This window comes from Nostoc sp. DedQUE04 (assembly GCF_034530995.1).
Classification (GTDB): domain Bacteria; phylum Cyanobacteriota; class Cyanobacteriia; order Cyanobacteriales; family Nostocaceae; genus Nostoc.
The window spans coordinates 18849-42094 of sequence record NZ_JAVRCA010000023.1 but is presented as its reverse complement, the minus strand read 5'-3'; the positions used below and the strand labels follow the sequence as shown (position 1 = coordinate 42094).

The following is a 23246-nucleotide window of genomic DNA, read 5'->3' as shown; positions in this document are numbered from 1 at the left end:
TTTGTCATACAATCTGTATGACAAAGGAACCTAACGATGCGAATTAATGCACGATTAGATGACGAGTATGCCGATCGACTAGCCTTTATTCAACAGCAGACTAATCAAGCAGTAACGAATGTGATTAAGTCTGCTATTGCGTTGTATTACCAGCAGCTTCAGCAGGAACAAAAGAATGCGTTGTTGATGCTGACCCAAACAGGTTTTATTGGTTGCGGTTATACAGATTCGGATCTGTCTGTAAATTACAAGTCAATTCTGAGAGATGCCTTGAAAGCTAAGTAGATTTGTGTGATTTCTGCACCCCGGTTTCAAAGAATTTCTAATTGAAACTCAGCATTGCCTTTGTAGTAGGTATACTACCGATCGGATGTTGGATTGGACTGAAGAAAAAATCAGAATGCAAACGCTCCAATCGTAAAAATTCAATTGCGATGGCGTAATCGCCCCTTGGAAGCGATCGCAAGTCAATTAACTCAAGGGCGATCGCGGATGTTCAAAAACTGTAAACTGTTTAATTTTACGTTTAATTCCCAAGAAATAATCTTTAGTCAAAATTCAATCTATCAAAATAGTGAATTCATTTCATAACTATTGATGCCAGAATTTCTATCTAGGGATCGATATCGCTAACAAGCTAAATGAAGTAGAAATAGTATACTAAATCACATGAGATTGTATTGTATGAAATCCAATAATGTTGCAAAACAGTTTTCCACCGTAAAACGCTGGATGGCCACCGCGCTGTTTTGTATGTTAGCGATCGCTTTCGTTTGGCAAGGTGCATTTTTCTCGAACACCTCAGCAATGGCCGATCCTGCTGGAACCTTGATTGCATATGATGATGCAGATCGCGCTCAAGATAAAGCTAGTAGAGATGCTGGACGAACCAAAAATTTCATTGATGATACAGCAGATAAAGTTAAGGACGCTGCCAAGAGCAATGCCAGTAAGGTTGACCAAGCAACAGACAATGGTAGCTTTATTGAGCGCAAAGCCAAGAATGATGCCGCTACAATTCAGAGAAGAGCAAATGAAGATGCATCTCGGACTAAAGAAGCAGTAGACAACACAAAGAATGTAGTTGAACGTACTGTTGAAAACATTAAAGATGCTTTTGGTAAATAGAGATATAGATATAGAAATCCTATTGGATTTGTAAAAATCGAAAGCTTCAAATTTCCGACTTTTTAAAAAGGTCGGAAATATTGTTGTTTGCGAGTAATTTCGGAAAATCTAAGGTTATAGCAAGGGACTGGGGACTGGTGACTGGGGATTGGGTGAAAAGTCTTGTTGTGTCTAAGTTTTATCATCTGTTAATGTCCTAACCACGAAGGCTTGTGCTATACATCAATATGATTACAGCAATTTACAGGTAGTTAAACATTGTAGTAGGGTAACACAGATAGCTCTGCATCCTTGTAAGGGATTGTAATTAATGCCTCGTTTCCAGTTGGAGACTTTTAACGAGATATATACTAATAAATGAAGTTAGATAAAGTAATTAAGTAGCTTTAGATACATATTTGTCACAGTTATAAGAATTAGCGATCGCTGATAAAATTAGCTGCTGTCACCGAAGAAGAGTAGAAACTCTAGTTAAATATTTACTAGCAATTATGCTAGATATATAGCTGTAAACAAAATATTTGATTTTATTTTGTACTAACTTAAGATGGCAAAATTGAGTAATCTGCTTAATGAACTTCCGCAAATTGTTCTTCAAAAACTTGTTTTTATATACGCATCGCAGGCATTTTATAAGTAGCATTACTCACGGAAAAATGTGTTATAAATTTAACTGATTGCAATCTTATTTGACGAATTGTTAATGGTTAACAAATTTTTCACTATCATCAATTAAGAAGTTATACTTTCCACTACAACTTAGTAACAATGTAAGAGTTTGATTCTGTGGACAACCCGACCGTGGGAAAATCAAAATACCGAGACTCGAAGTTAGAGAGGAAAACCTTATAATATGCATCTGAGCGAAATCACCCATCCTAATCAGTTGCACGGTTTATCTGTTCGCCAACTGCAACAGATTGCCCGTCAGATTCGAGATAAGCATCTTCAAACAGTAGCAGTTAATGGTGGACACTTAGGGCCAGGGTTGGGTGTTGTCGAATTAACACTAGGACTTTACCAAACACTGGACTTAGATCGGGATAAAGTTATTTGGGATGTAGGACACCAGGCTTATCCCCACAAATTGCTTACAGGACGTTACGATCGCTTCCACACCCTCAGACAAAAGGACGGAGTTGCGGGCTATCTGAAACGGGGTGAAAACAAGTTTGACCACTTTGGAGCTGGACACGCTTCTACAAGTATTTCAGCAGCTTTGGGTATGGCTTTAGCGCGAGACTTGAAAGGAGAAAAATTTAAAGCCGTTGCTGTGATTGGGGATGGGGCACTAACTGGCGGCATGGCTTTAGAAGCCATCAACCATGCCGGACACATGCCGAAAACCAACCTGTTGGTTGTTCTCAATGACAACGACATGTCCATATCTCGCAACGTCGGCGCGATTCCCCGCTATCTCAACAAAATGCGCCTCAGCCAACCGGTGCAATTTATTAAAGATAATCTTGAGGAACAGTTTAAGCAAATTCCCTTCGTGGGCGAATCCCTTTCACCCGAACTCGGACGCATCAAAGAAGGTATGAAGCGTTTGGCTGTTCCGAAGGTAGGTGCAGTTTTTGAAGAACTCGGCTTTACTTACATTGGGCCAGTGGATGGGCATAATCTCGAAGAATTGATTGCCACCTTCCAACAAGCACATCAGATACCAGGCCCAGTTTTGGTACATGTAGCAACAGTAAAAGGCAAAGGTTATGAAATTGCCGAACTAGATCAAGTTGGCTACCACGCCCAAAGCCCCTTCAACGTCGCAACTGGCAAAGCCATTCCTTCTAATAAACCCAAACCTCCGGCTTATGCCAAAGTGTTTTCTCACACTCTGGTAAAACTTGCCGAACAAAACCCGAAAATCGTCGGCATTACTGCGGCTATGGCAACGGGGACGGGTTTAGATAAACTTCAAGCAAAATTGCCGAATCAATATGTCGATGTCGGCATTGCGGAACAACATGCAATTACCTTAGCAGCAGGACTTGCAACCGAAGGGATGCGCCCCGTTGCAGCTATTTATTCCACCTTCTTGCAGCGCGCCTACGATCAGATAATTCATGATGTCTGCATCCAAAACCTACCAGTATTCTTCTGCTTGGATCGGGCGGGAATCGTCGGATCTGATGGCCCCACCCATCAAGGTATGTATGATATTGCCTATCTGCGTTGCATTCCTAACATGGTAATCATGGCCCCCAAAGACGAGGCAGAACTGCAAAGCATGGTAGTAACTGGCGTTAATCATACCAGCGGCCCGATCGCAATGCGCTACCCTCGTGGCAATGGCTACGGCGTTCCCTTGATGGAGGAAGGCTGGGAACCTTTGGAAATCGGCAAAGGTGAGATTCTGCGTACAGGCGATGATGTGTTAATTGTTGCTTATGGCACAATGGTCTATCCAGGAATGCAAGCTGCGGAAATTCTCAGCGAACACGGTATTGAAGCAACTGTAATTAATGCCCGTTTCGTTAAGCCGTTGGATACAGAGTTGATTTTACCTTTAGCGAAGAAAATCGGCCGCGTTGTCACCTTAGAAGAAGGCTGTGTAATGGGTGGCTTTGGTAGTGCGATCGCCGAGGCTTTACTAGATGCAGATATTCTCGTTCCTGTCAAGCGATTTGGTGTACCAGATGTATTGGTAGATCATGCTGAACCCAATGAATCTAAGACAGAACTAGGTTTAACTAGTCATCAAATAGCAGAGAGAGTATTGCAAGCTTTCTTTAAACGGCAACTATCTGCTGTGGTTTAGTTTACTGATCAACAGTATTATCTAAAAATAACCCCTATAACAGGGGTTATTTTTATGAGAATATTAGCGATCGCTATTTCTACTCACTCTTCACCAATTGCAATAATTTGATAATTACATCGTTTTCTGTGTCTGGGGATTGAACATCAAATCTTTCCCCACCTTGTTTTATCCAGACGCAAACAATAGCTGATTTTACGGTAGGGGCAATTCATGAATTGCCCCTACCTGGAAAAAATTTTTACATATATAACAGATGTACGAATATTTATCAAGTTTTAAATAATGCCCCGGATTTTTGACAATATTGATTTATCATTGCTACCGATTTTACGAGAAACCCTCAAAATCTCCTATCGGGCAGATTTTTGCGTTGGCTATTTCAACCTCAGAGGTTGGCGAAGAATTGATGATTTGATTGAACAGTATGTTGGCAGTGAAAATGCTTGTTGTCGTTTGCTAATAGGGATGCAAAGCTTGCCTAGTGATGAAGTTCATGCGGCATTTTCTCTTAGTAATGGTGATGGACGAATTGATAACAGTAGCATTGTGCGGTTTAAAAAACGCATGGCGGCAGAATTTCGCCAGCAGTTGACTATCGGTGCGCCGACTAATCAAGATGAAGCAGGGTTACGGCGGTTAAGTCATCAGCTAAAAACTCAGAAACTAGTTATTAAACTGTTTTTGCGTCATTCTCTTCACGCTAAGTTATATCTTGTGCATCGACATGACCCTAATACTCCAACTGTGGGATTCTTGGGTAGTAGTAATTTAACCCTTCCGGGACTGGCGAAACAAGGAGAGTTGAATGTTGATATTTTAGACCACGATGCTTGTAATAAACTGCAAAAGTGGTTTAGCGATCGCTGGCAAGATTACGGTTGTGTAGATATTTCCCAAGAATTAGCAGAAATTATCGATCAAAGCTGGGCAAGAGTTGAATTAATCTCACCTTACTACATCTACCTGAAGATAGCTTACCACTTATCCCATGAAGCGATCGCTGGACTTTCAGAATTTCGTATCCCCCGCGAATTTAACAACTTATTTGATTTCCAAAAAGCCGCCGTACAGCTAGCAGCACGTCATGTAACTAGGCGTGGTGGCGTATTAGTGGGTGATGTGGTCGGTTTGGGTAAAACTTTAGTTGGAACCGCCCTTGCCAAAATCTTACAAGAAGATTGCTTTTTAGAAACACTGATTATTTGCCCAAAAAACTTGGTGCCAATGTGGCAAGAATATGTAAATAACTATCGGCTACTTGCCGAAGTTATGCCAATTAGTCAAGTACAAAATAAATTACCAAAACTCCGCCGTTATCGAGTTGTATTGATTGATGAAAGTCATAATTTACGTAACCGCGAAGGAAAACGTTATCGAGCAATTACAGAATATATTGCTGTCAATGAAAGTAAATGTATTTTATTATCAGCTACTCCTTACAATAAAAGTTATCTTGACCTTTCCGCCCAACTGCGGCTATTTGTGCCAGAAGACCAAGATTTGGGCTTAAGACCAGAAGCTTTAATTAATGAACTTGGTGGCAGTTCTATAGGAGAATTAGAATTTATTAGAAAGCATCAGTGTCCTGTTCGTTCTTTAGCGGCTTTTGAGAAAAGCGAACACCCTGATGACTGGCGAGAATTGATGAAGCGTTACATGGTGCGACGCACTCGCTCTTTTATTAAAGATAATTATGCGCAAACAGATAAAACCGGGCGGAAGTATTTAGAATTTGCTGATGGAAGACATTCTTATTTTCCTCAGCGTTTACCTCGTAGTCTCAAGTTTCCTTTAGAAGCTTCTAACACAGACTTTTATGCTCGTCTTTACTCTGAATCGGTAGTAGAAGTTATTAATCACCTTAACTTACCTCGTTATGGTCTAGGAAATTACGTTATTACCAAACACAAACAGCCGCCTACAGATACAGAGCAACGCTTTATTAATAGCTTATTTCGTGGTGGTAGGAGGTTAATGGGCTTTTCTCGCACTAATTTATTTAAACGTTTAGAAAGTAGTGGTGTTGCTTTTATTCAATCAATTGAGCGCCACATTTTACGGAATTTCATTTATTTATATGCTTTGGAAAAGGGACTTAATATTCCAATTGGAACTCAAGAGGCTGAGTTATTAGATACAAGTAATAATGATGAAGATGCCGATTCTGTGGTAGCAACCTTGTTTGATACAGAAACAGAAGAAGATGATTTTGACCTAACCCCCCAACCTCCTTCCCTAATAGAGAATGGGGAGAATTCAAAGCCTCTCTCCTTGCAGGAGAGAGGTTTGGAGAGAGGTTTTCCAGATTCCCCAAAAAGCCAAGAAAAAGCTTTTCGTCAAAGAGCAGAATCAATCTACCAAGAATATACAACTCGATATCAACGAAGATTTAAGTGGCTGCGGTCTACACTTTTTGATATTAAAAAACTGAAACGCGATTTATTAGAAGATGCCAAAGCATTAATTAATATACTACAACAGTGTGGTGAGTGGAATCCTCAAAAAGATGAAAAACTTGCTGCTTTAATTAAACTGCTCACAAAAACTCACCCTAATGATAAAGTGCTAATTTTCACCCAATTTGCCGATACAGTCCGCTACCTTGCAGATAATTTACAGTCCAGTCATATTACTAATGTCACTGGGGTGACAGGTCAATCTAAAGACCCAACAGTAATGACAGGAAGATTTAGTCCTGTGAGTAATGGAAAACGCGAGCAAATTTCATCATCAGATGAGTTGCGGATTTTAATCGCCACTGATGTTTTGAGTGAAGGTCATAATTTGCAAGATTGTGCAATTATCGTCAATTGGGATTTACCTTGGGCGATTATTCGTTTAATTCAACGCGCCGGCAGAGTAGACCGCATTGGACAAAATGCTGATAAAATTCTCTGTTATTCTTTTTTACCAGCTGAGGGAGTAGAACGGATTATTAATTTGCGAGAACGACTCCGCAAACGACTGCAAGAAAATGCTGAAGTAGTGGGAACTGATGAAGCATTTTTTGAAGATGATGATGCACGGGTAATTCTTGACCTCTACAATGAAAAATCTGGAATATTAGATGGTGAAGAAGATACAGAAGTTGATTTGACATCAGAAGCATTTCAAATTTGGAAAAAAGCCACTGATGGTAATCCAGGTTTGAAAAAAACAATTGAGGAAATGGAAAATGTAGTTTATTCTACTCGCGCCCATACTCCCCAACCTGTGCAACCGGAGGGAGTATTGCTTTATATGAAAACCACAGAAGGAAATGATTCTTTAATTTATGTTGACCGCGATGGAAATAGCGTTACTCAATCACAATTAGCAGTTCTGCGGGTGGCGGCGTGTGAAGAATCTACCCCAGCAATACCCAAAGATAAACAGCATCACGAGTTAGTAAACAAGGGTGCTGAATTGATTGCTGAAGATGAGAAAAATGCAGGCGGTCAATTAGGGCGACCATCAGGTGCAAGGTTCCGCACTTATGAACGGCTGAAAAGTTATGTTCAAGAAATGAAGGGAACACTATTTGTCAGTGAAGAACTTTTAAAAGCAATTGATGAGATTTACCGTTATCCTTTGCGACAGTCAGCCATTGATACTCTTAACCGTCAACTGAGAAGCGGTATTAATAATCAGCAGTTGGCTGAGTTAGTTGTGGCGCTACGGATGGATGACCGTTTGTGTATTGTTACAGAAGAACTAGAGAAGCGAGAACCTCAAATTATTTGTTCATTAGGATTATTTGCTAATTCGTAATTTTTAATTAAGCCAATAGATGTGATAAATCTCTGTCTCTACAATAATTAGCCCTTTGTAGAGACGGCGATTCATCGCGTCTTTGGGATTTTGTGGAAAACACCTAAATTAGAAAGCAAACTGGGGTTTGAATAAGTAAAAGTTCCTTTTGCTTGCGGAAAACACCAAAATGAGTAAGTCAAAGCTGCTTTTGCTTGCGGAAAACACCAAAATGAGTAAGCAAACTGGAGTTTGAATAAGTCAAAGCTGCTTTTACTTGCGGAAAACACCAAAATGAGTAAGTCAAATGACCTTTTGAGTAAGTCAAAGCTTATTTTGAGAAAGCATTTCAGTGTTTTGAGAAAGTAATCGGGCATTTTTATAAAGCAATTAGGCGTTTTGATAAAGTAATCAGCAAATATACTTGACAATTAAAAATCACGTCTGTACAAAGCGAAGTCGGTATTTAGATAACTCAGGTAATATCTCTGAACTCACTTTGATATAAAGGATTTATAAAGTATAAAAAGCATGGTAAAAATTTAACTTCTATAAAAAGAGTTTCTTCAAGTCCGCCAGCGCAGACTTAATTTTTAAGCCACAGATTTATTTTCTGAATGGCAAATTTACCATGCTTAGTTTTTCTCTTCCAAGCATGTTAAATTATGTCACTCAATTTTCAACGAACCCGCGATTTACTCAATAACTTTCAATTTAGTGATTTATTTATAGAAGAATTAGGTTGGTCTAACCCTACTAGACAAAAACCTGTAAGTTTAAAAGTTGAGAATAACACGTATCAATATCAGAAGATTGCTGAACTCTCAGGTGTTGCAATCTTTGAAGTCACCGCAGCAGATGGGAAAATACCAGAGGCTAAAGTTAGAGATGAGATTTACAAAGAAATTAATAAACTGATAGCTGAAAATCTCCTAATTTTTATTACCGCAGAACGCACGCGTAGTCTTTGGTATTGGGTGAAACGAGAAGGAAGTAAAACTTTTGTTCGTGACTATTTATATGTGAAAGGTCAACCAGGAGACTTGTTTTTAAGCAAGCTTGGTTCTTTAGTCATTGATATTACCGAATTAGAACACGGGGAACCGACTGTTGTAGAAATTGCTTATAAACTACAACGCGGTTTCGATGTTGAGCCTGTAACCAAGAAGTTTTATAAGGAATTTCAAGAGCAACACCAGAAGTTTTTGCTGTTTGTGAAAGGAATTGATAATGAGACAGATAGACGTTGGTATACATCGGTAATTCTCAATCGCCTGATGTTTGTTTATTTTCTCCAGCGTAAGGGTTTTATTGATAATGAGGATTTAAATTATCTGCAAAACAAGCTTGAGCAAAGCAAGCAAAAAGGGGAAAATCATTTTTATAGTGAATTTCTCAAGGCTTTATTTTTTGAAAGCTTTGCTAAACCTGAGTTTGAGCGCGATTTATCTGTACAAGAATTGGTAGGAAAAGTTAAATACCTCAACGGTGGACTATTTCTCAAGCATCATATTGAAGAGAAATATCAGATTTCTATTGTTGATGAGGCGTTTGAGCAAGTTCTAGATTTATTTGAGCGTTATTCTTGGAATCTAGATGATACGCCAGAAGGAAAAGACGACGAAATCAACCCAGATGTTTTAGGATATATTTTTGAAAAATACATCAATCAAAAGGCTTTTGGAGCCTATTATACTAGACCGCAGATCACAGAATATCTTTGTGATAGAACTATTCATAAGTTAATTGTAGACCGCGTAAATGATGCGCTATCTGATAAGTATAAGCCATTTGAAGATATCAACGAACTCCTCATCAAGCTAGATACAAACGTTTGTCGTTCATTAATGGAAGATATTCTTCCTAATTTATCAATCCTTGACCCAGCTTGCGGTTCTGGTGCTTTTCTTGTCGCAGCGATGAAAACGCTAATCCAAGTTTATAGTGCGGTAATTGGGACAATTGAATTGCAAGGAGATCAGAAATTAAAAAACTGGCTAAAAATTGAAAAAACTGAGCATCTTTCCATAGAGTATTTTATTAGGAAGCGCATTCTTAGGGATAACCTCTATGGTATAGATATCATGGAGGAAGCAACAGAAATTGCTAAACTGCGTCTTTTCTTAGCGTTGGTTTCCTCTGCTCACGATGTTGAAGAATTAGAGCCATTGCCTAATATTGACTTTAATATTATGGCGGGTAATTCCTTGATTGGACTGATTAAGGTAGATGACACTGCTTTTGATACAGTAGGAAATACTAAACAAGGTAATCTATTACAGCGTCTCACAGCAGATAATTACAAGGCTATTTTAGAAGAAAAGAATAAATCTATTGAACTTTACAAAAAACACGCTTTTATTCCTGGTGATGAAAAACTTCCTGGTGGAGAACTGGGAACGCATCAAGATACAAGGTTGTTGAATTTACGCAAATCTATTGACAACCTTAATAAAGAATCACAAAAAAAGTTAAATCTTTTATTATTGGATGAGTTTAGTCAAAAGCTGGGTATTAAATACGAGGAAGTTCAGCTAGCTGGAAAATCAAAGAAGCGTGTTTTGAAGATTGAGGATATTGCAGCTTTGAAGCCGTTTCACTGGGGTTATCATTTTAACAAGGTTTTAGAACGCGGTGGGTTTGATGCAATTATCACTAATCCACCTTGGGAAATATTTAAGCCACAGGCTAAAGAGTTCTTTGCACAGCATAATGAACTGGTGACGAAGAACAAGATGGACATCAAGGATTTTGAGAAAGAGCAAAATAAACTATTACAAAATCCAATAATTGCTAGTACTTGGTTAGAATATCAAAGTCAATATCCTTATGTCAGTGCTTATTATCGTTCATCTGAACAGTATAAAAATCAGATTTCTATTGTGAATGGTAAAAAAGCAGGTACGGATATTAATCTCTATAAGCTGTTTACAGAACAATGTTTTAATCTTCTGCGTTCTGGCGGTGAGTGCGGAATTGTAATTCCTAGCGGGATTTACACCGACTTGGGGACTAAGCAATTGCGAGAGATGTTGTTTAGTCAAACTAAAGTTACTGGTTTATTCTGCTTTGAGAACCGCAAAACCATTTTTGAAGAGGTTGATAGCCGCTTTAAGTTTGTTGTCCTTACTTTTGCAAAAGGTAGTACAACAACAGGATTTCCATCTGCGTTTATGCGTCATGATGTGCAGGAACTTCAAAGGTTTCCTAGTGATGATAGCTTGCAGATTAACGTTGATATGATACGTAAACTCTCACCTGATTCACTATCAGTGATGGAGTTTAAGAATGGGACAGATATCTGTATAGCTGAAAAAATGGGTAAGTTTCCCTTGCTGGGTGAAAAGATTGAAGATAAGTGGAATTTGCGCTTAACTGCTGAATTTCACATGACTAGCGACAGCCATTTATTCAAGCAACAGCCTGGTAAAGAAAGATTACCGTTATATGAAGGTAAAATGATTCATCAGTTCACTCATATATACGCTCAACCAAGATATTGGGTGGATGAACAAGAAGGTAGAAAAGCTTTATTAAAACGGAATGAAAATGATAACGGTCATAAGGTAGATTATCAAAGTTATCGTCTAGGTTTTAGAGATGTTGCGCGGAATACAGATAACCGCACAATGATTGCAGGAATTATTCCGCCTAATATTTTTGCAGGTAACACATTAATTGTGTCACAGCAATTCACAAAGCAAGATGAATTACTGTTTGTTATTTCTGTACTGAATAGCTTTGCTTGCGATTTTATAATTCGTCAAAAAGTAACGGCGCATTGCAATATGTTTTATGTCTACCAACTACCCGTCCCACGTTTAACAAAAAACGATCGCTACTTCAACGATATTGTACAACGCGCCGCTAAACTCATCTGCACCACACCAGAGTTTGACGAACTCGCGCAAGAAGTCGGTTTAGATTCCCATCAACAAGGTGTTACCAACGAAACAGAACGCGCCAAACTCCGCGCCGAACTCGATGGCATGGTAGCACACCTTTACGGCTTAACCGAAGATGAATTTAGCTACATCCTCACTACATTTCCAATTGTGAATGTAACCGTAAAAGAAGCAGCATTAGAAGCTTACCGTACCTTCGTCCCAATGTTTAGAGACTTACAAGTAGCATTTTGAATACTAATGGCACTACTATGAAGGTTTTTAGTTATATTGGTTTATAAATACTTGTAACTAGGAATAATTAATGTGCTGCTTTATACTATTTAGCAGGATGAGTAAAAGCGATCGCTGATATTGAATTAAAGCCAATCGAGGCTTGTCACCGAGATTTTCTCCGCAGTATCCAGGTTGGTGCCAACTTAGTTGTACCAATTGTCATCCCTAAAGGGTTATGGGGATTACTAGTAGCACATCACTAGGGCCTCATTATTGGTCGCCATCAAATATAGAAATGATGCAAATAGGGGCACAAATAGCAACAGATCGTAATATTCTGGAGAGTGAAGTAACTGTGTATTCAAATCGCATACAGTTAAGTAGCAGAGATATTTGCTAGCACTGATTTTTCTAGAAAAGGAGAAAAAACTGTGAAATTTGGTTACACGGTAATATGGGTAGACGATGTAGTTAAGACGGTTGAGTTTTACGAAAAAGCTTTTGGTTTAGTTCGTCGCACTCTCCTGGAAAAGGGGCAGTCTATCTGGGCCGAAATCGAAACCGGAAACACTACACTAGCTTTCTCCTCTAGTAACGAAGCACAGAAGTTATTTCCTGGTGGCTGCCATCCCAACCACGCTACACAACCACCGGCTTCAATCCAGATATCATTTATTACTCCTGATGTTGGCAGTGCTTATATGAGAGCGATCGGGGCTGGTGCAAAAACACTAGATGCTCCTAAAACCCAGCCTGGGGGACACACTATTGCTCGTGTCCGCGATCCCAATGGTGTGCTGGTGTCGTTGGTGAGTGCCTAAGTAGCAAATTGCCTTCTATCGATCTAGATGGCTATGGGCAGCGCGATCGCCTTTTAGCAAGACGCAACCCACAAGGGTAAATTACGATGCTGCGTTTCTTGGCTGATGAGAACTTTAACAATCAGGTTATTCGTGGCGTTCTGCGTCGTAACTGTAATATTGATATTGTCCGTGTTCAGGATGTTGGATTGACTGAAGCAGACGATCCAACTGTATTATAATGGGCAGTGCAAAACAGGCGTGTAGTCCTAACTCATGGTGTCGCGACGATGATAACTTTTGCTTATGAACGATTACAAGCAGGCTTGGCAATGCCTGGTTTATTTGAGATCGGTCGTCGTGTTTGGGTTGGTTTAGCGATCGCAGAAATTTTGTTGCTAGATGAATGTAGCTTAGAAGGAGAATAGGAAGGATAAGTCCGGTTCTTGCCTTTGCGTTAACGATTGGAGGCGATTAATTTGACTGACGTTGGCGTAGCCTGTCGTCGTTGATAAGCATTTGTTTTTTGTAGTCCCCAATCTAAAATCTGAAATTTTATGGATTCCAATGCTTTGCTGTGTGCAGCGATCGCCAATCACATTACCACCAATCCTCAAAAACGAATTACTTTTGCCCAATTCATGGATATGGCATTATACCACCCTGAATACGGCTACTATTCCAGCGATGCAGTCAAAATAGGCTTTAAAGATAGTGATTTTTTTACCTCTCCCAATCTCTGTTCTGACTTTGGCGAGTTACTCGCAGAACAATTTTTGCAAATGTGGGAGATTTTAGGAAAACCTGTACCCTTTTCTCTGGTAGAAATGGGAGCAGGTCAAGGATTGCTTGCATTGCATATCCTTAAATATCATCAGCTACACTACCCAGATTTTTTTACCGCCCTAGAGTACATAATTGTTGAAAAGTCTCCAACTTTAAGACAAGAACAGCAGCAACGCTTGCAAGATTTCCCTGTGCGTTGGTGTAATTTAGAGGAGATACCACCAAATGCGATCGCAGGTTGCTTTTTCTCTAACGAGTTAGTAGATGCCTTCCCCGTGCATCAATTTATCCTAGAAACGGGAGAACTCCGAGAAATTTATGTAACTACAGATAGTAATCAGAAAGAAACCTGCTCATCATTCGTGGAAGTCACAGGGGAACCTTCAACGCCCCAACTAGCTGAATATTTAGACTTAGTGGAAATGAACTTTACCCAAAGTGCATATCCAGATGGCTACCGTAGTGAAATTAATTTAGCGGCTGGTGACTGGTTGAGTATAGTAGCAGACCGCTTGCAGCGCGGCTATGTGTTAACAATTGATTATGGCTACCCCGCCAGCCGTTACTACAATCCCAGGCGATCGCAAGGAACGTTACAGTGTTATTATCACCACCGCTTCCATGACAACCCTTATATTAATATTGGGCGACAAGATATAACTGCCCATGTTGACTTTACAGCTTTGGAACGCTGGGGCCAGAAGTGTAATTTAAAGAAAGTTGGTTTTATTCAGCAGGGATTATTTTTGATGGCATTGGGGTTAGGCGATCGGATTGCAGCCCTTTCCCAGCAAAAGCAACCTCTTTCGCAGCTACTACAGCATCGGGATGCACTACACCAACTTCTAGACCCCACAGGACTCGGCGGTTTTGGAGTTTTAATTCAGAGCAAAGGTCTGGACAATACAGAAATTTCTCAACCATTAAAAGGATTGATTCTGCCAGAGTAAGTGTAAATTTGAAAAGTTAAAACTCTATTTAAGAATGCAGTATCAGTCTTATTTAGACTAGCATAACAGTGATTACTGTAAAGTTAAACACACTACCAAAGTAATAATTATGTCCACTCATGACCTGTTAATGCTAGTAACACTACTTACCCCTGGTATATTACTGTCAGTGATAATTATGTTAACTTTTGCTGCCGGTGGTTGATTGCCAGAGTCAGGAAGTAAGAAAACTGGGATTTAGGATTGTATTTTAAATTTCAAATAACTACTTCCCAACTAAATTTGAATCAAACAATGCGATGTTCACGATGGGCTATAACGCTCAATGACTCGCTCTAAGCGTTGGCGCAGCCTCTTTAAGAGTTGCTATGCCAAAAGCTTTACGCAACGCTTATGGTGACGCTGTACTAAAGGAACGTAAAAAATGAAGGTGGCATTTCTGGGAACTGGACTGATGGGACTACCAATGGCTCAAAGGTTATTAGCCGCAGATATACAGCTAGTGGCCTACAATCGTACCCCAGAAAAATTAGCATCACTACAAGCAGCTGGGGCTGAAATTGCTACACATCCCCGCCATGCCATTCGTGCTGCTGAGTGCGTAATTCTTATGCTGACTAATGCTCCAGCTATTTACAATGTGTTGCTTTCAGATACTGCTTGGCAAACTTTGGAAGGGCGCACGATTATCCAAATGGGAACAATTACGCCCACAGAAAGCCAGGAAATTAGAGATGCAGTTGTTGGGGGTGGTGGTGAGTACTTAGAAGCGCCTGTATTAGGGAGTATCCCAGAAGCAAAAGCTGGCAAGTTGAGTGTTATGGTAGGGGCCGAGCCAGAACAATACGAACGCCACTTGAAGTTACTCCAAAATTTTGGGACAGAACCTTTACTTATCGGGCCAGTGGGATCTGCGGCGGCGCTTAAATTGGCACTAAATCAATTAATAGCTTCTCTAACAACTAGCTTTGCTTTGAGTCTAGCTTTTGTCCAGCGTCAAGGTGTCGATGTAGATGTGTTTATGCAAATCTTGCGCGACAGTCCCCTCTACGCAGCTACCTTTGACAAAAAGCTACAACGGATGTTAGATGGCAATTTTGCCAATCCCAATTTTCCCACAAAACACTTGCTTAAAGATACGGAATTATTTATCTCGGAAGCGAAATCTCGGAGTTTGGATCTCAGCAGTATTAAAGGAGTGCGGCAAATCTTGCAAACAGCTGTAAAAATGTCATTTGCTGATGATGATTACTCATCACTATTTTCAGTCATTAAGGAATGGGGAGAAGCGATCGGGGAATAAAGAATTTAAGCTTCATCTCACGCCTGAAGGCAGGGGAAACTAGGCGTTAACAGCCACGTATAAAGGGTTTTTACTCAAGCTTGAAGCATTAATTTTTGCATTTACTGTTCAATAAGCATTTATTGAATGAGCAAATTATGATACTCTAAACTGATTTAGTCGAAGTTAGGGTTGTGCGTAGTGCAACCCCAACTTGTGGTGCGCGTAGGCGTAGCCCGCACTTCTCTGCGAGACGCTGCGCGAACGACAAAGCTCAGTGACCACCGCAGGCATCGCATGAATCGACAGATGCAAAAAACTTACAATTTGATAACCTGCAACTTGGATTAATAGACGATCACTGACCATTAATAGTAGTTGAGCGAGGAAATGGTAGAGATTCAGGCGCAGACGAAGGCTGAGGTTCAGGTTGAGGATTGAGAAAATCCTGCCAAGTCTTAATTTGCTCTTGCGCTGCACTGTAAGCAGCACTACCGCGTGGAATCGATTTGGCAATGTCAATGCCTCTAGCAATATCAGACTGACCTTGAGTGCGTGCTATTTCTAACAATTGCTGACTCCATTGGTCAATAGCCTGATTTGCATCCATACGTAAGATGCTATTGTTTGAAACTCGATCCGCCAGTCGTATTGCCTCAACCAAGGCTTCTGGAGTACCAGCGGCTCCCACTTCTTGGGCTTTTCTCCAGTTTTCTCTAGTGCGAATTTGCCCTTCCCAGTCATCGATCGCAGCTTGTGCTTCTTGTGAAAGCGCCCTTCCCGATGAAGCTATTTGTTGAGCTGTGCTAATGGCGGCGGTGAGATTGCCACTCTGGGCCAGTTCTTGTGCTCGATCTAAGTAAGGCTGATCTTGAATTCGCTCAATCTTTCCTGCCCAAGTACGAATTTTTTTGCGTGCTTCTGGATATAATGCACGACCTCGACGAATTTCGCTGGCCTGGGCGATCGCAGCTTGCAAGGAGTTAATATCCTCGAATATTGCAATCTGTTCGGCGCGGTCTAAGTAAGGTTGGTCTTCAATTGTCTCCACTTGGGCATTCCAGCGACCTATCTCTTGTCTAGCTTCTGCGCCTCTAGGGTTACTAGCAGGAATAAGCTGTACTTGGGCGATCGCTGCGTTTAAATTAGGGACTGTTCCCTGGCTAGCCAATATTCTTGCTTTTTCCAAATGGGCAACATCTTCAATTTCCAACTGCCAACGAGCAATTAGTTGCTGTGCTTCGTTATACACTGGTCTGGAAGGATCGATTTGTTGTGCTTGAGCGATCGCTGCCTCTAAACCAGAAACATTACCGAGCCAAGCACTTCTTTTTGCGTCAGCTATGGCAATAAAATCATCAGTTTCGCCTTGTAGTTTCGTACTTTCCGGTATTTGCCTAGCAATATTTAGCGCTTCATCCGCATCCTTTTTATCTAGTTTCGCCTGTGCCAATTCCAGCATTTTGCGTCCAAATGCCGGAACCGCTTCCTGAGCTTTTTGATAAATATAACTTTCTTGCCCAATGGACTCGGCTAACTTGATCGCTTCTAGGATGTTATCAACTACTTTACTGTTTGCTAAACTTTCGGCTTTTCCTAACTTATCGCCATCTTCCCGTGCTGTAGCAATCAGACGATTCAATTGGTCGTATTTAGTACCCGCCCAGTACTGGTTGTCTACGCGCAGCATTTTAGCGGATAACATGAACGCTGATTGCCAGCGCCGTTCCTTTACTTCGGCGATCGCACCATTGTATGTGGCTTCAGCCTTTGACCAAATTGACTGCCATTTGTCAACTTGTTCATCGACTAATTTATAAGCTGCTACATCTTCGGGTATTTTACGAGCAGTCGCGATCGCTTCCTCTAAATTACCAGTTTGGAAACTTTGATCGGCTAGCTTCAAAATATCCCGCGACCATTCTTCGATGAAACGATCGATTTCTCCATGCAACGGGTGATTTTGCGGTAGTTGCTTCACCAGAGCGATCGCTTGTAATAGGTCGTTCACTGTTTGCTTAGAAGCCGCTAACTGAGCGCAATGTAGCCGCACAGAAGCACTAGCTAGCGGCCAGAAAATCGAGGGGCAATTAGGGGCAGATGGCAACTTGAGCAGCATTGCCATTGCCAAGAATCCGACACTGCTGGGAATCAACATTAGTAGTACTAGCCACAATGTCCAGCTTTTCAGCCAGCGTGGCCATTTCCCAGAAGTACTATTGAGTTGGGCAGTTTCTTCTGAATTAGTATTCGTTTGGTTTTTTTTTCGTCGCTTCACTGACTTGGAAGTAGAACCAGTAGCTGGGACATCAAATGGCTGAGTTTCACCGAATTGTTCTGTTCGGGATAATCTTTTGTTTTGATCTGGCTTTCTTCCACTGGCTGAAGACCAACTGTCTGGAATATCCCGCTCTGTCATCTCTCACACCAAAATAATTGAATAGCGCTCTGTTTTAGGTTGATAATTCCATTGTTGACATAGTAACTTTCTCGTAATTAAAAAGCTACTTTTTTGATTATCTCTCTCCACAGAGTACCATTATCAATCTCAAAAATCAGTGCTATTTTATACTTTATCCTCAAACAGCAGATTCGGCTTGCAAATCGGAAATTAGTTGAGCTAATTGATCGCTACTTGCCTGGTAGACGTTGCCGCAAAAGTCGCAAGTTGCTTCGGCACCATCATCCTTGATAATCATATCTTGCAGTTCAGCTTCTCCCAAAATCTTTAGTGCCCCCAAAACGCGATCGAAAGAGCAACCACAGTGGAAGCGCAACATTTGGCGTTCGGAAAAGATTTCCAACCCCATATCTCCCAATAAGTCATCAAAGATTTCAGGTAACGTCTTGCCAGCTTGCAACAATGGCGTAAATCCTGCTAGACCAGCAACCCGTGATTCCAACGTTTCTACTAAGGCTTCGTCTCTAGCGGCTTTGGGCAATACTTGTATCAGTAATCCTCCAGCAGCAGTTACTCCCGCTGCTCCCACAAAGACACCTAAAACTAAAGCCGAAGGTGTTTGTTCGGAATTCACCAGATAATGAGCTATATCATCACCAATTTCGCCAGAAACTAGTTCTACCGTACTAGAGTAAGGATAACCACGACCGATATCCCGCACAACGTAGAGGTAGCCGCTACCCACAGCACCACCAACATCTAATTTACCTTTAGCATTAGGAGGCAATTCTATAGATGGATTTCCAACATATCCGCGTACTGTACCATCCAAACCTGCATCTACTAATATGCCACCCAAAGGGCCATCGCCCTTCACCCGAACATTCACTCTCGATCCAGTCCGCTTCATACTAGAAGCCATTAACAAGCCCGCCGTCATAGTCCGACCCAGTGCTGCCGTTGCCACATAAGAAAGCTTGTGGCGCTGCCGTGCTTCTTCTGTTAAACGTGTGGCGATCGCACCTACGGCACGAATTCCACCTTCGGCTGCTGTTGCACGAATTAACTGATCCGCCATGAATAACCTTACATTTCTTAACAAGTTCACTTTTTCTATTCTAAGTTCTCTGCTGCAAGAAAAGTAACGTAGTCGGGTGTTACGCAAATAAACGGCTGTTATTGGTCATTGGTCATTAGTTATTTGCAAAGGACATAGACGCGCTAGCGGCTTCCCGCAGGGTAGGACTGATAACTAATGACAAAAACTATTTGCAATATTAGAAATAGCGATGTCTTATCTTTAGGTAATCCAAGAAAAATGCTGGGTAATTTTCAACAAAGCCAACTACGGATTGAAATTGAAGCATCAACAGATGCAATTCGTGATAGTCTGCTGCATCCCGTGCAACTAAAAAAATGGCTTTTAGGACAACGTTTTGCGCCAGGAATGCCAGAAGAACTACTTCCCGGATTCCAGTTTACAACCTGGACTGGGCCAATCGCGATTCATCATCAAGTAAAGGTTGTCAAATCCAATTGCCTTCGCTTACTACTCAGCGGAGGCATTGACGGGTTCCACGAATGGTACTGGGGAGAAGGTTGGGTACAGTCCCGCTTGGAAGGAGTTTCAATTTTGCCCTTGAATTTGGGTCAAACACTCAGCTTGTTGAGCTTGCGTCAGTTTTTAGCAACTCAAGAACGTTTAATTGACTGAACGTAGAAAAGGGGTTTTCCTTGTCTCTATGGCTAGCCTTTTCAAGGTGACTTCCAAAAATCTCTTTTTTGTTTCTGTGCCACGGACACTTTGCTCAAGTAGGGAAACCCGCTTATGCAAATGTCCTCTCTGTGGCTCTGCTGTTTAAAAATAATTTATTTAAGGACTCTAGACGCAGAGAACACAGAATTGCATAGATTAAAAATTTTAAACTCCTTGTGCACAATGTTGTCCACTTTCTAAACTCATGGTAGTTAGCTATCAGTGCCATTATTATATTTCAGGTATTCTTCAAAGGCTAGTTTTGGGGTGGCTATAGTCATGATTCCCCTTTTAAATTTTTACCTTGGTTTGACGACTAACACTGAACAATTAGCCTCTTCTACAACTTGACTGCTAACAGAACCCTGAACAATTCGTTTCATCCCCATCAAGCCCCGACTGCCAATTACGATCAAGTCAGTTTTATAAATATTGGCAAGACGAATAATTTCTTCAGCGGGATCGCCAGTTACTAACTCTAACTCACTTCTGGCTGATAACTTTTCCTGATATAATTGCAGTTGCTTTTCAATATGAAAATAAGAAAACGTTGGGGACTCTGGCTGAGGGCGATCGGCAGGTAGTTCCATTTCTGACTCTGGTGTGAGAAACACATGACACAGAATAACCTTGGCGTCTTTTGAAAACACCAAACTATCTAAAGCTTGAATTACTCGTTCTGAAATATCCGAACCATCCAGAGCTACCAAAACACTATTTAGCACTGCTCTCGTCTCCTAAAGAGTAGACCCCTTACATACATAAGTATCTAGCAAAATTAGTCGGCAGTGACACTAAACTAATTTTTTATCTGACACTTAGTTTATATATTTAAGGCTACGCCATAGGTCAGCGAGTTTTACACCACTTTACATATCAACGGGTTGTAGCAACTTTTCTAGAGAAGCTTTTCACGAGTTTCTGAGAGAGGAAAACCCTCTCCCAGAAACTATTGTCGGCAATGCCCGACTCGTGCTTAAAGGGTAGCTGAAGGTAAGATAGCAAATGGTGTGCTTTAGCGTAGCTTACCTTAGGTATCGTTATCCAAACTTTCAGTTATCAGAAAAAATTAAGCATTCCAAATCATTATTCTTGCTGAATTCGGCGTCGGACTGAATCAGCATGGGAAGGTAAACCTTCTGCTGTTGCTAGCACATCTATGGCACCAGCCACATTTTGCAGTGCGGTTTGGGAGTATTGAATAATACTAGAATGTTTAAGGAAAGTTTCAACACCCAATGCCGAAGCAAAGCGGGCAGCACCAGAAGTTGGCAAGGTATGATTAGGACCTGCCAAATAGTCTCCTACAGCTTCTGGTGTTGAGTAACCCAAAAAGATTGCCCCAGCGTGGCGAATCTGTGGTAAAAGTGCCCAAGGGTCTTTGACTTCTAATTCCAGGTGTTCGGGGGCAAATTCATTTGAGAGTTCTGCTGCGGCTTGGAGCGATTCCACAAGGATAATCAAACCGTAGTGAGCGATCGCTTTTTCTGTATCTATTCGCCGTGGATGATCGACTAGCTGTCTTTCCAAAGCTAATTGCACATTTTTCGCCAAAGCCGCATCTGTCGTCAGCAAAATTGCTGCCGCCATTGGATCGTGTTCGGCTTGGGCTAGCAAGTCAGCAGCTACATGCACCGGATTTGCGGTTTCATCGGCAATCACTAGCACTTCGCTAGGGCCTGCTAAAGAATCAATGCCAACGGTGCCATAGACAAGTTTTTTCGCTAGGGTGACATAAATGTTACCAGGGCCAGTAATCACATCCACTTTTGGAATTGTTTCTGTACCATAAGCTAAAGCGGCGATCGCTTGTGCGCCCCCAATACGATAAATTTCTTGCACCCCTGCTTCTTGGGCAGCTACCAAGACTGCTGGGTTAATAGCACCCCCTGGCCCTGGTGGTGTTACCATCACCACGTGCGGTACAGCAGCAACATGAGCCGGAATTGCATTCATTAGCACTGTACTGGGATAGGCGGCACGGCCACCAGGCACATACAACCCGGCTCGGTCTACAGGGGTGTAGCGTTTGCCCAGTACTACTTCATCGTCACCAAAGTGTACCCAGCTTTTTGGTACTCGCTGACGATGAAACGCTTCAATTTGGCGGCAAGCTAGCCGAACTGCATTCAACAATTCTTTTGATACCTGTTGATAGGCTGCATCCAATTCCGAGCCTGTAACTCTGAGTTCTTCTGCTTTCAGGGTTTGTTTGTCAAATTCGTCCGTGTAATGCAATACAGCTTTGTCGCCTTGGCGCTTCACGGCTTGCAAAATTTCCCGCACCGTCGCTTCTTTGTGAAGTACCTGTTCGTCATGGGTGCGATCGCAGATCCGTTGTAGTTCTGCTCTAACGTCTGCCTGCTGAGTAATAATTCGCAGCATGGAGTAAGGACAATGCCAAAATTATAATATTGCCACCTGAGATTTAGTATTGCTCTTGACCCACTGGGGTGTGCAAGCTGACTCTAATTCTCTTCTCTAGCTTAACCTGGATTTTTTTGATACTCTCAAGGCTACCAGCGTATAGTTTGCTTGAGAAGGCGACTTAATTGCTCAATCCGACAAGCCTTGACTGGCTAGCGGTAGGAAGCAGGTGTGCCATTTTCCACTCCCCTTACACCATTTCCCTCAATCCTTGGGGATGCAGATGGTATGTTTACACATCCAATCCTCTGAATTTACAGGGCTTATGGTTGGAGTATAATTTTTACTTATTTCCCTAACTTTTACTAGTTAATGTGTGTACAGGCACGATATATCGGTTCTATACTTGACAACCCCTGAGATTTAGCTCTTTACAGTTCCTGCCTCTAAATAATACATTTGGTTTACGGACAAATTATATTTATTGGCAATCACATTGCTTAATCAGGTTGTGATCGGTTAGGGTGAAATTTATTTAGATGTATTTTAGTTTAACGCATTTCCTCAATTGACGAAATACTGAATTGGCGAGTATAGACTATAGAACTAATACTAATAATGTAATGACGATCTTCATTCATGCCCACCAATACCTAATTCCATAATTTTTTTAGGAAATTATAATATTGGCAATTTGAATGCTATATTAGTAAGTCTAGTAGTGTGTGTACATAATTAATAATCGTATTTTTGGAATTGACTGTGGCGAATACAAAGTCTGCTCTTAAGCGTGCCCAAATCGCAGAACGTAACCGACTGCGTAATAAATCTTACAAATCAGCAGTCAAGACGCTGATGAAAAAATATCTCAATGCTGTAGCTGCTTATACAGCTAATCCTACCCCAGAATTAAAACAAGAAGCACAGGCTCGGTTATCCGAGGCTTATGGGAAAATTGATAAGGCGATCAAACGAGGTGTTCTTCACCCAAATAATGGGGCAAGGAAAAAATCCAGATTGGCTCACAGACTAAAACCCCTCACACAAACAGCTGAGTAGTCATTGGTAATTTGTCCTTAATCATTAGTCATTGGTAACAAAACAAACGACAAATGACGAAGGACAAACAACATAGACGCGCCAGCGGCTTCCCTCAGGGTAG

The 23246-nt window shown here is 41.2% G+C and carries 16 protein-coding genes and 1 pseudogene; 13 read left to right on the top strand and 4 right to left on the bottom strand.

The annotated features are described in order from the left end of the window. Positions 1-36 precede the first annotated feature (36 nt). From RM049_RS17495 to RM049_RS17445, 11 genes and pseudogenes are all read left to right on the top strand, one after another. Positions 37-285, top strand: a complete 249-nt coding sequence (locus tag RM049_RS17495) for a CopG family transcriptional regulator (protein WP_322690504.1) — start codon at positions 37-39, stop codon at positions 283-285. A gap of 399 nt (positions 286-684) precedes the next feature. Then, complete coding sequence (locus RM049_RS17490) at positions 685-1128, top strand: hypothetical protein (RefSeq protein WP_322705070.1); 444 nt, start codon at positions 685-687, stop codon at positions 1126-1128. A gap of 853 nt (positions 1129-1981) precedes the next feature. Continuing rightward, entirely contained in the window at positions 1982-3889 is a 1908-nt protein-coding gene (gene dxs / locus RM049_RS17485; RefSeq protein WP_322705069.1) for a 1-deoxy-D-xylulose-5-phosphate synthase, read from the top strand. Positions 3890-4174: 285 nt separating this feature from the next. Continuing rightward, positions 4175-7642, top strand: coding sequence for a helicase-related protein (locus RM049_RS17480; protein ID WP_322705068.1), 3468 nt, complete (start codon positions 4175-4177; stop codon positions 7640-7642). 644 nt (positions 7643-8286) lie between these two features. Next, positions 8287-11760, top strand: coding sequence for an Eco57I restriction-modification methylase domain-containing protein (locus RM049_RS17475; RefSeq protein ID WP_322705067.1), 3474 nt, complete (start codon positions 8287-8289; stop codon positions 11758-11760). Between the two features lie 101 nt (positions 11761-11861). Beyond that, positions 11862-12142, top strand: a pseudogene (locus tag RM049_RS17470) (GAF domain-containing protein); the annotation flags it as partial. 31 nt (positions 12143-12173) lie between these two features. Beyond that, complete coding sequence (locus RM049_RS17465; RefSeq protein WP_322682514.1) at positions 12174-12563, top strand: VOC family protein; 390 nt, start codon at positions 12174-12176, stop codon at positions 12561-12563. Between the two features lie 86 nt (positions 12564-12649). Then, positions 12650-12784, top strand: a complete 135-nt coding sequence (locus RM049_RS17460; RefSeq protein ID WP_322705066.1) for a hypothetical protein — start codon at positions 12650-12652, stop codon at positions 12782-12784. A gap of 6 nt (positions 12785-12790) precedes the next feature. Continuing rightward, positions 12791-12970 carry a hypothetical protein gene (locus tag RM049_RS17455; RefSeq protein WP_322705065.1) on the top strand — a complete coding sequence of 60 codons (180 nt, stop codon included), beginning with the start codon at positions 12791-12793 and terminating at the stop codon, positions 12968-12970. A 129-nt stretch (positions 12971-13099) separates the two neighbouring features. Beyond that, a complete protein-coding gene (locus RM049_RS17450; protein WP_322705064.1) occupies positions 13100-14278 on the top strand; it encodes a class I SAM-dependent methyltransferase in 1179 nt (392 codons plus the stop codon). Positions 14279-14702: 424 nt separating this feature from the next. Next, positions 14703-15581, top strand: a complete 879-nt coding sequence (locus RM049_RS17445) for an NAD(P)-dependent oxidoreductase (RefSeq protein ID WP_322705063.1) — start codon at positions 14703-14705, stop codon at positions 15579-15581. 337 nt (positions 15582-15918) lie between these two features. Here the strand turns inward: RM049_RS17445 and RM049_RS17440 are convergent, their stop codons facing one another. Further along, positions 15919-17979: a chromosome segregation ATPase gene (locus tag RM049_RS17440; protein ID WP_322705062.1), complete on the bottom strand. Its 2061-nt coding sequence runs from the start codon at positions 17977-17979 to the stop codon at positions 15919-15921. Between the two features lie 160 nt (positions 17980-18139). Next, positions 18140-19039: an Hsp33 family molecular chaperone HslO gene (gene hslO, locus RM049_RS17435; protein ID WP_322705061.1), complete on the bottom strand. Its 900-nt coding sequence runs from the start codon at positions 19037-19039 to the stop codon at positions 18140-18142. Positions 19040-19279: 240 nt separating this feature from the next. On the opposite strand from hslO, the gene RM049_RS17430 reads away from it, so the two are divergent. Beyond that, complete coding sequence (locus RM049_RS17430; RefSeq protein WP_322682527.1) at positions 19280-19675, top strand: hypothetical protein; 396 nt, start codon at positions 19280-19282, stop codon at positions 19673-19675. Positions 19676-20016: 341 nt separating this feature from the next. Here the strand turns inward: RM049_RS17430 and RM049_RS17425 are convergent, their stop codons facing one another. Next, positions 20017-20442, bottom strand: a complete 426-nt coding sequence (locus tag RM049_RS17425) for a universal stress protein (RefSeq protein ID WP_322674420.1) — start codon at positions 20440-20442, stop codon at positions 20017-20019. A 361-nt stretch (positions 20443-20803) separates the two neighbouring features. Further along, entirely contained in the window at positions 20804-22102 is a 1299-nt protein-coding gene (hisD, locus tag RM049_RS17420) for a histidinol dehydrogenase (RefSeq protein WP_322705060.1), read from the bottom strand. Positions 22103-22846: 744 nt separating this feature from the next. On the opposite strand from hisD, the gene rpsT reads away from it, so the two are divergent. Further along, positions 22847-23143, top strand: coding sequence for a 30S ribosomal protein S20 (gene rpsT / locus RM049_RS17415; RefSeq protein ID WP_322666272.1), 297 nt, complete (start codon positions 22847-22849; stop codon positions 23141-23143). Positions 23144-23246 lie beyond the last annotated feature (103 nt).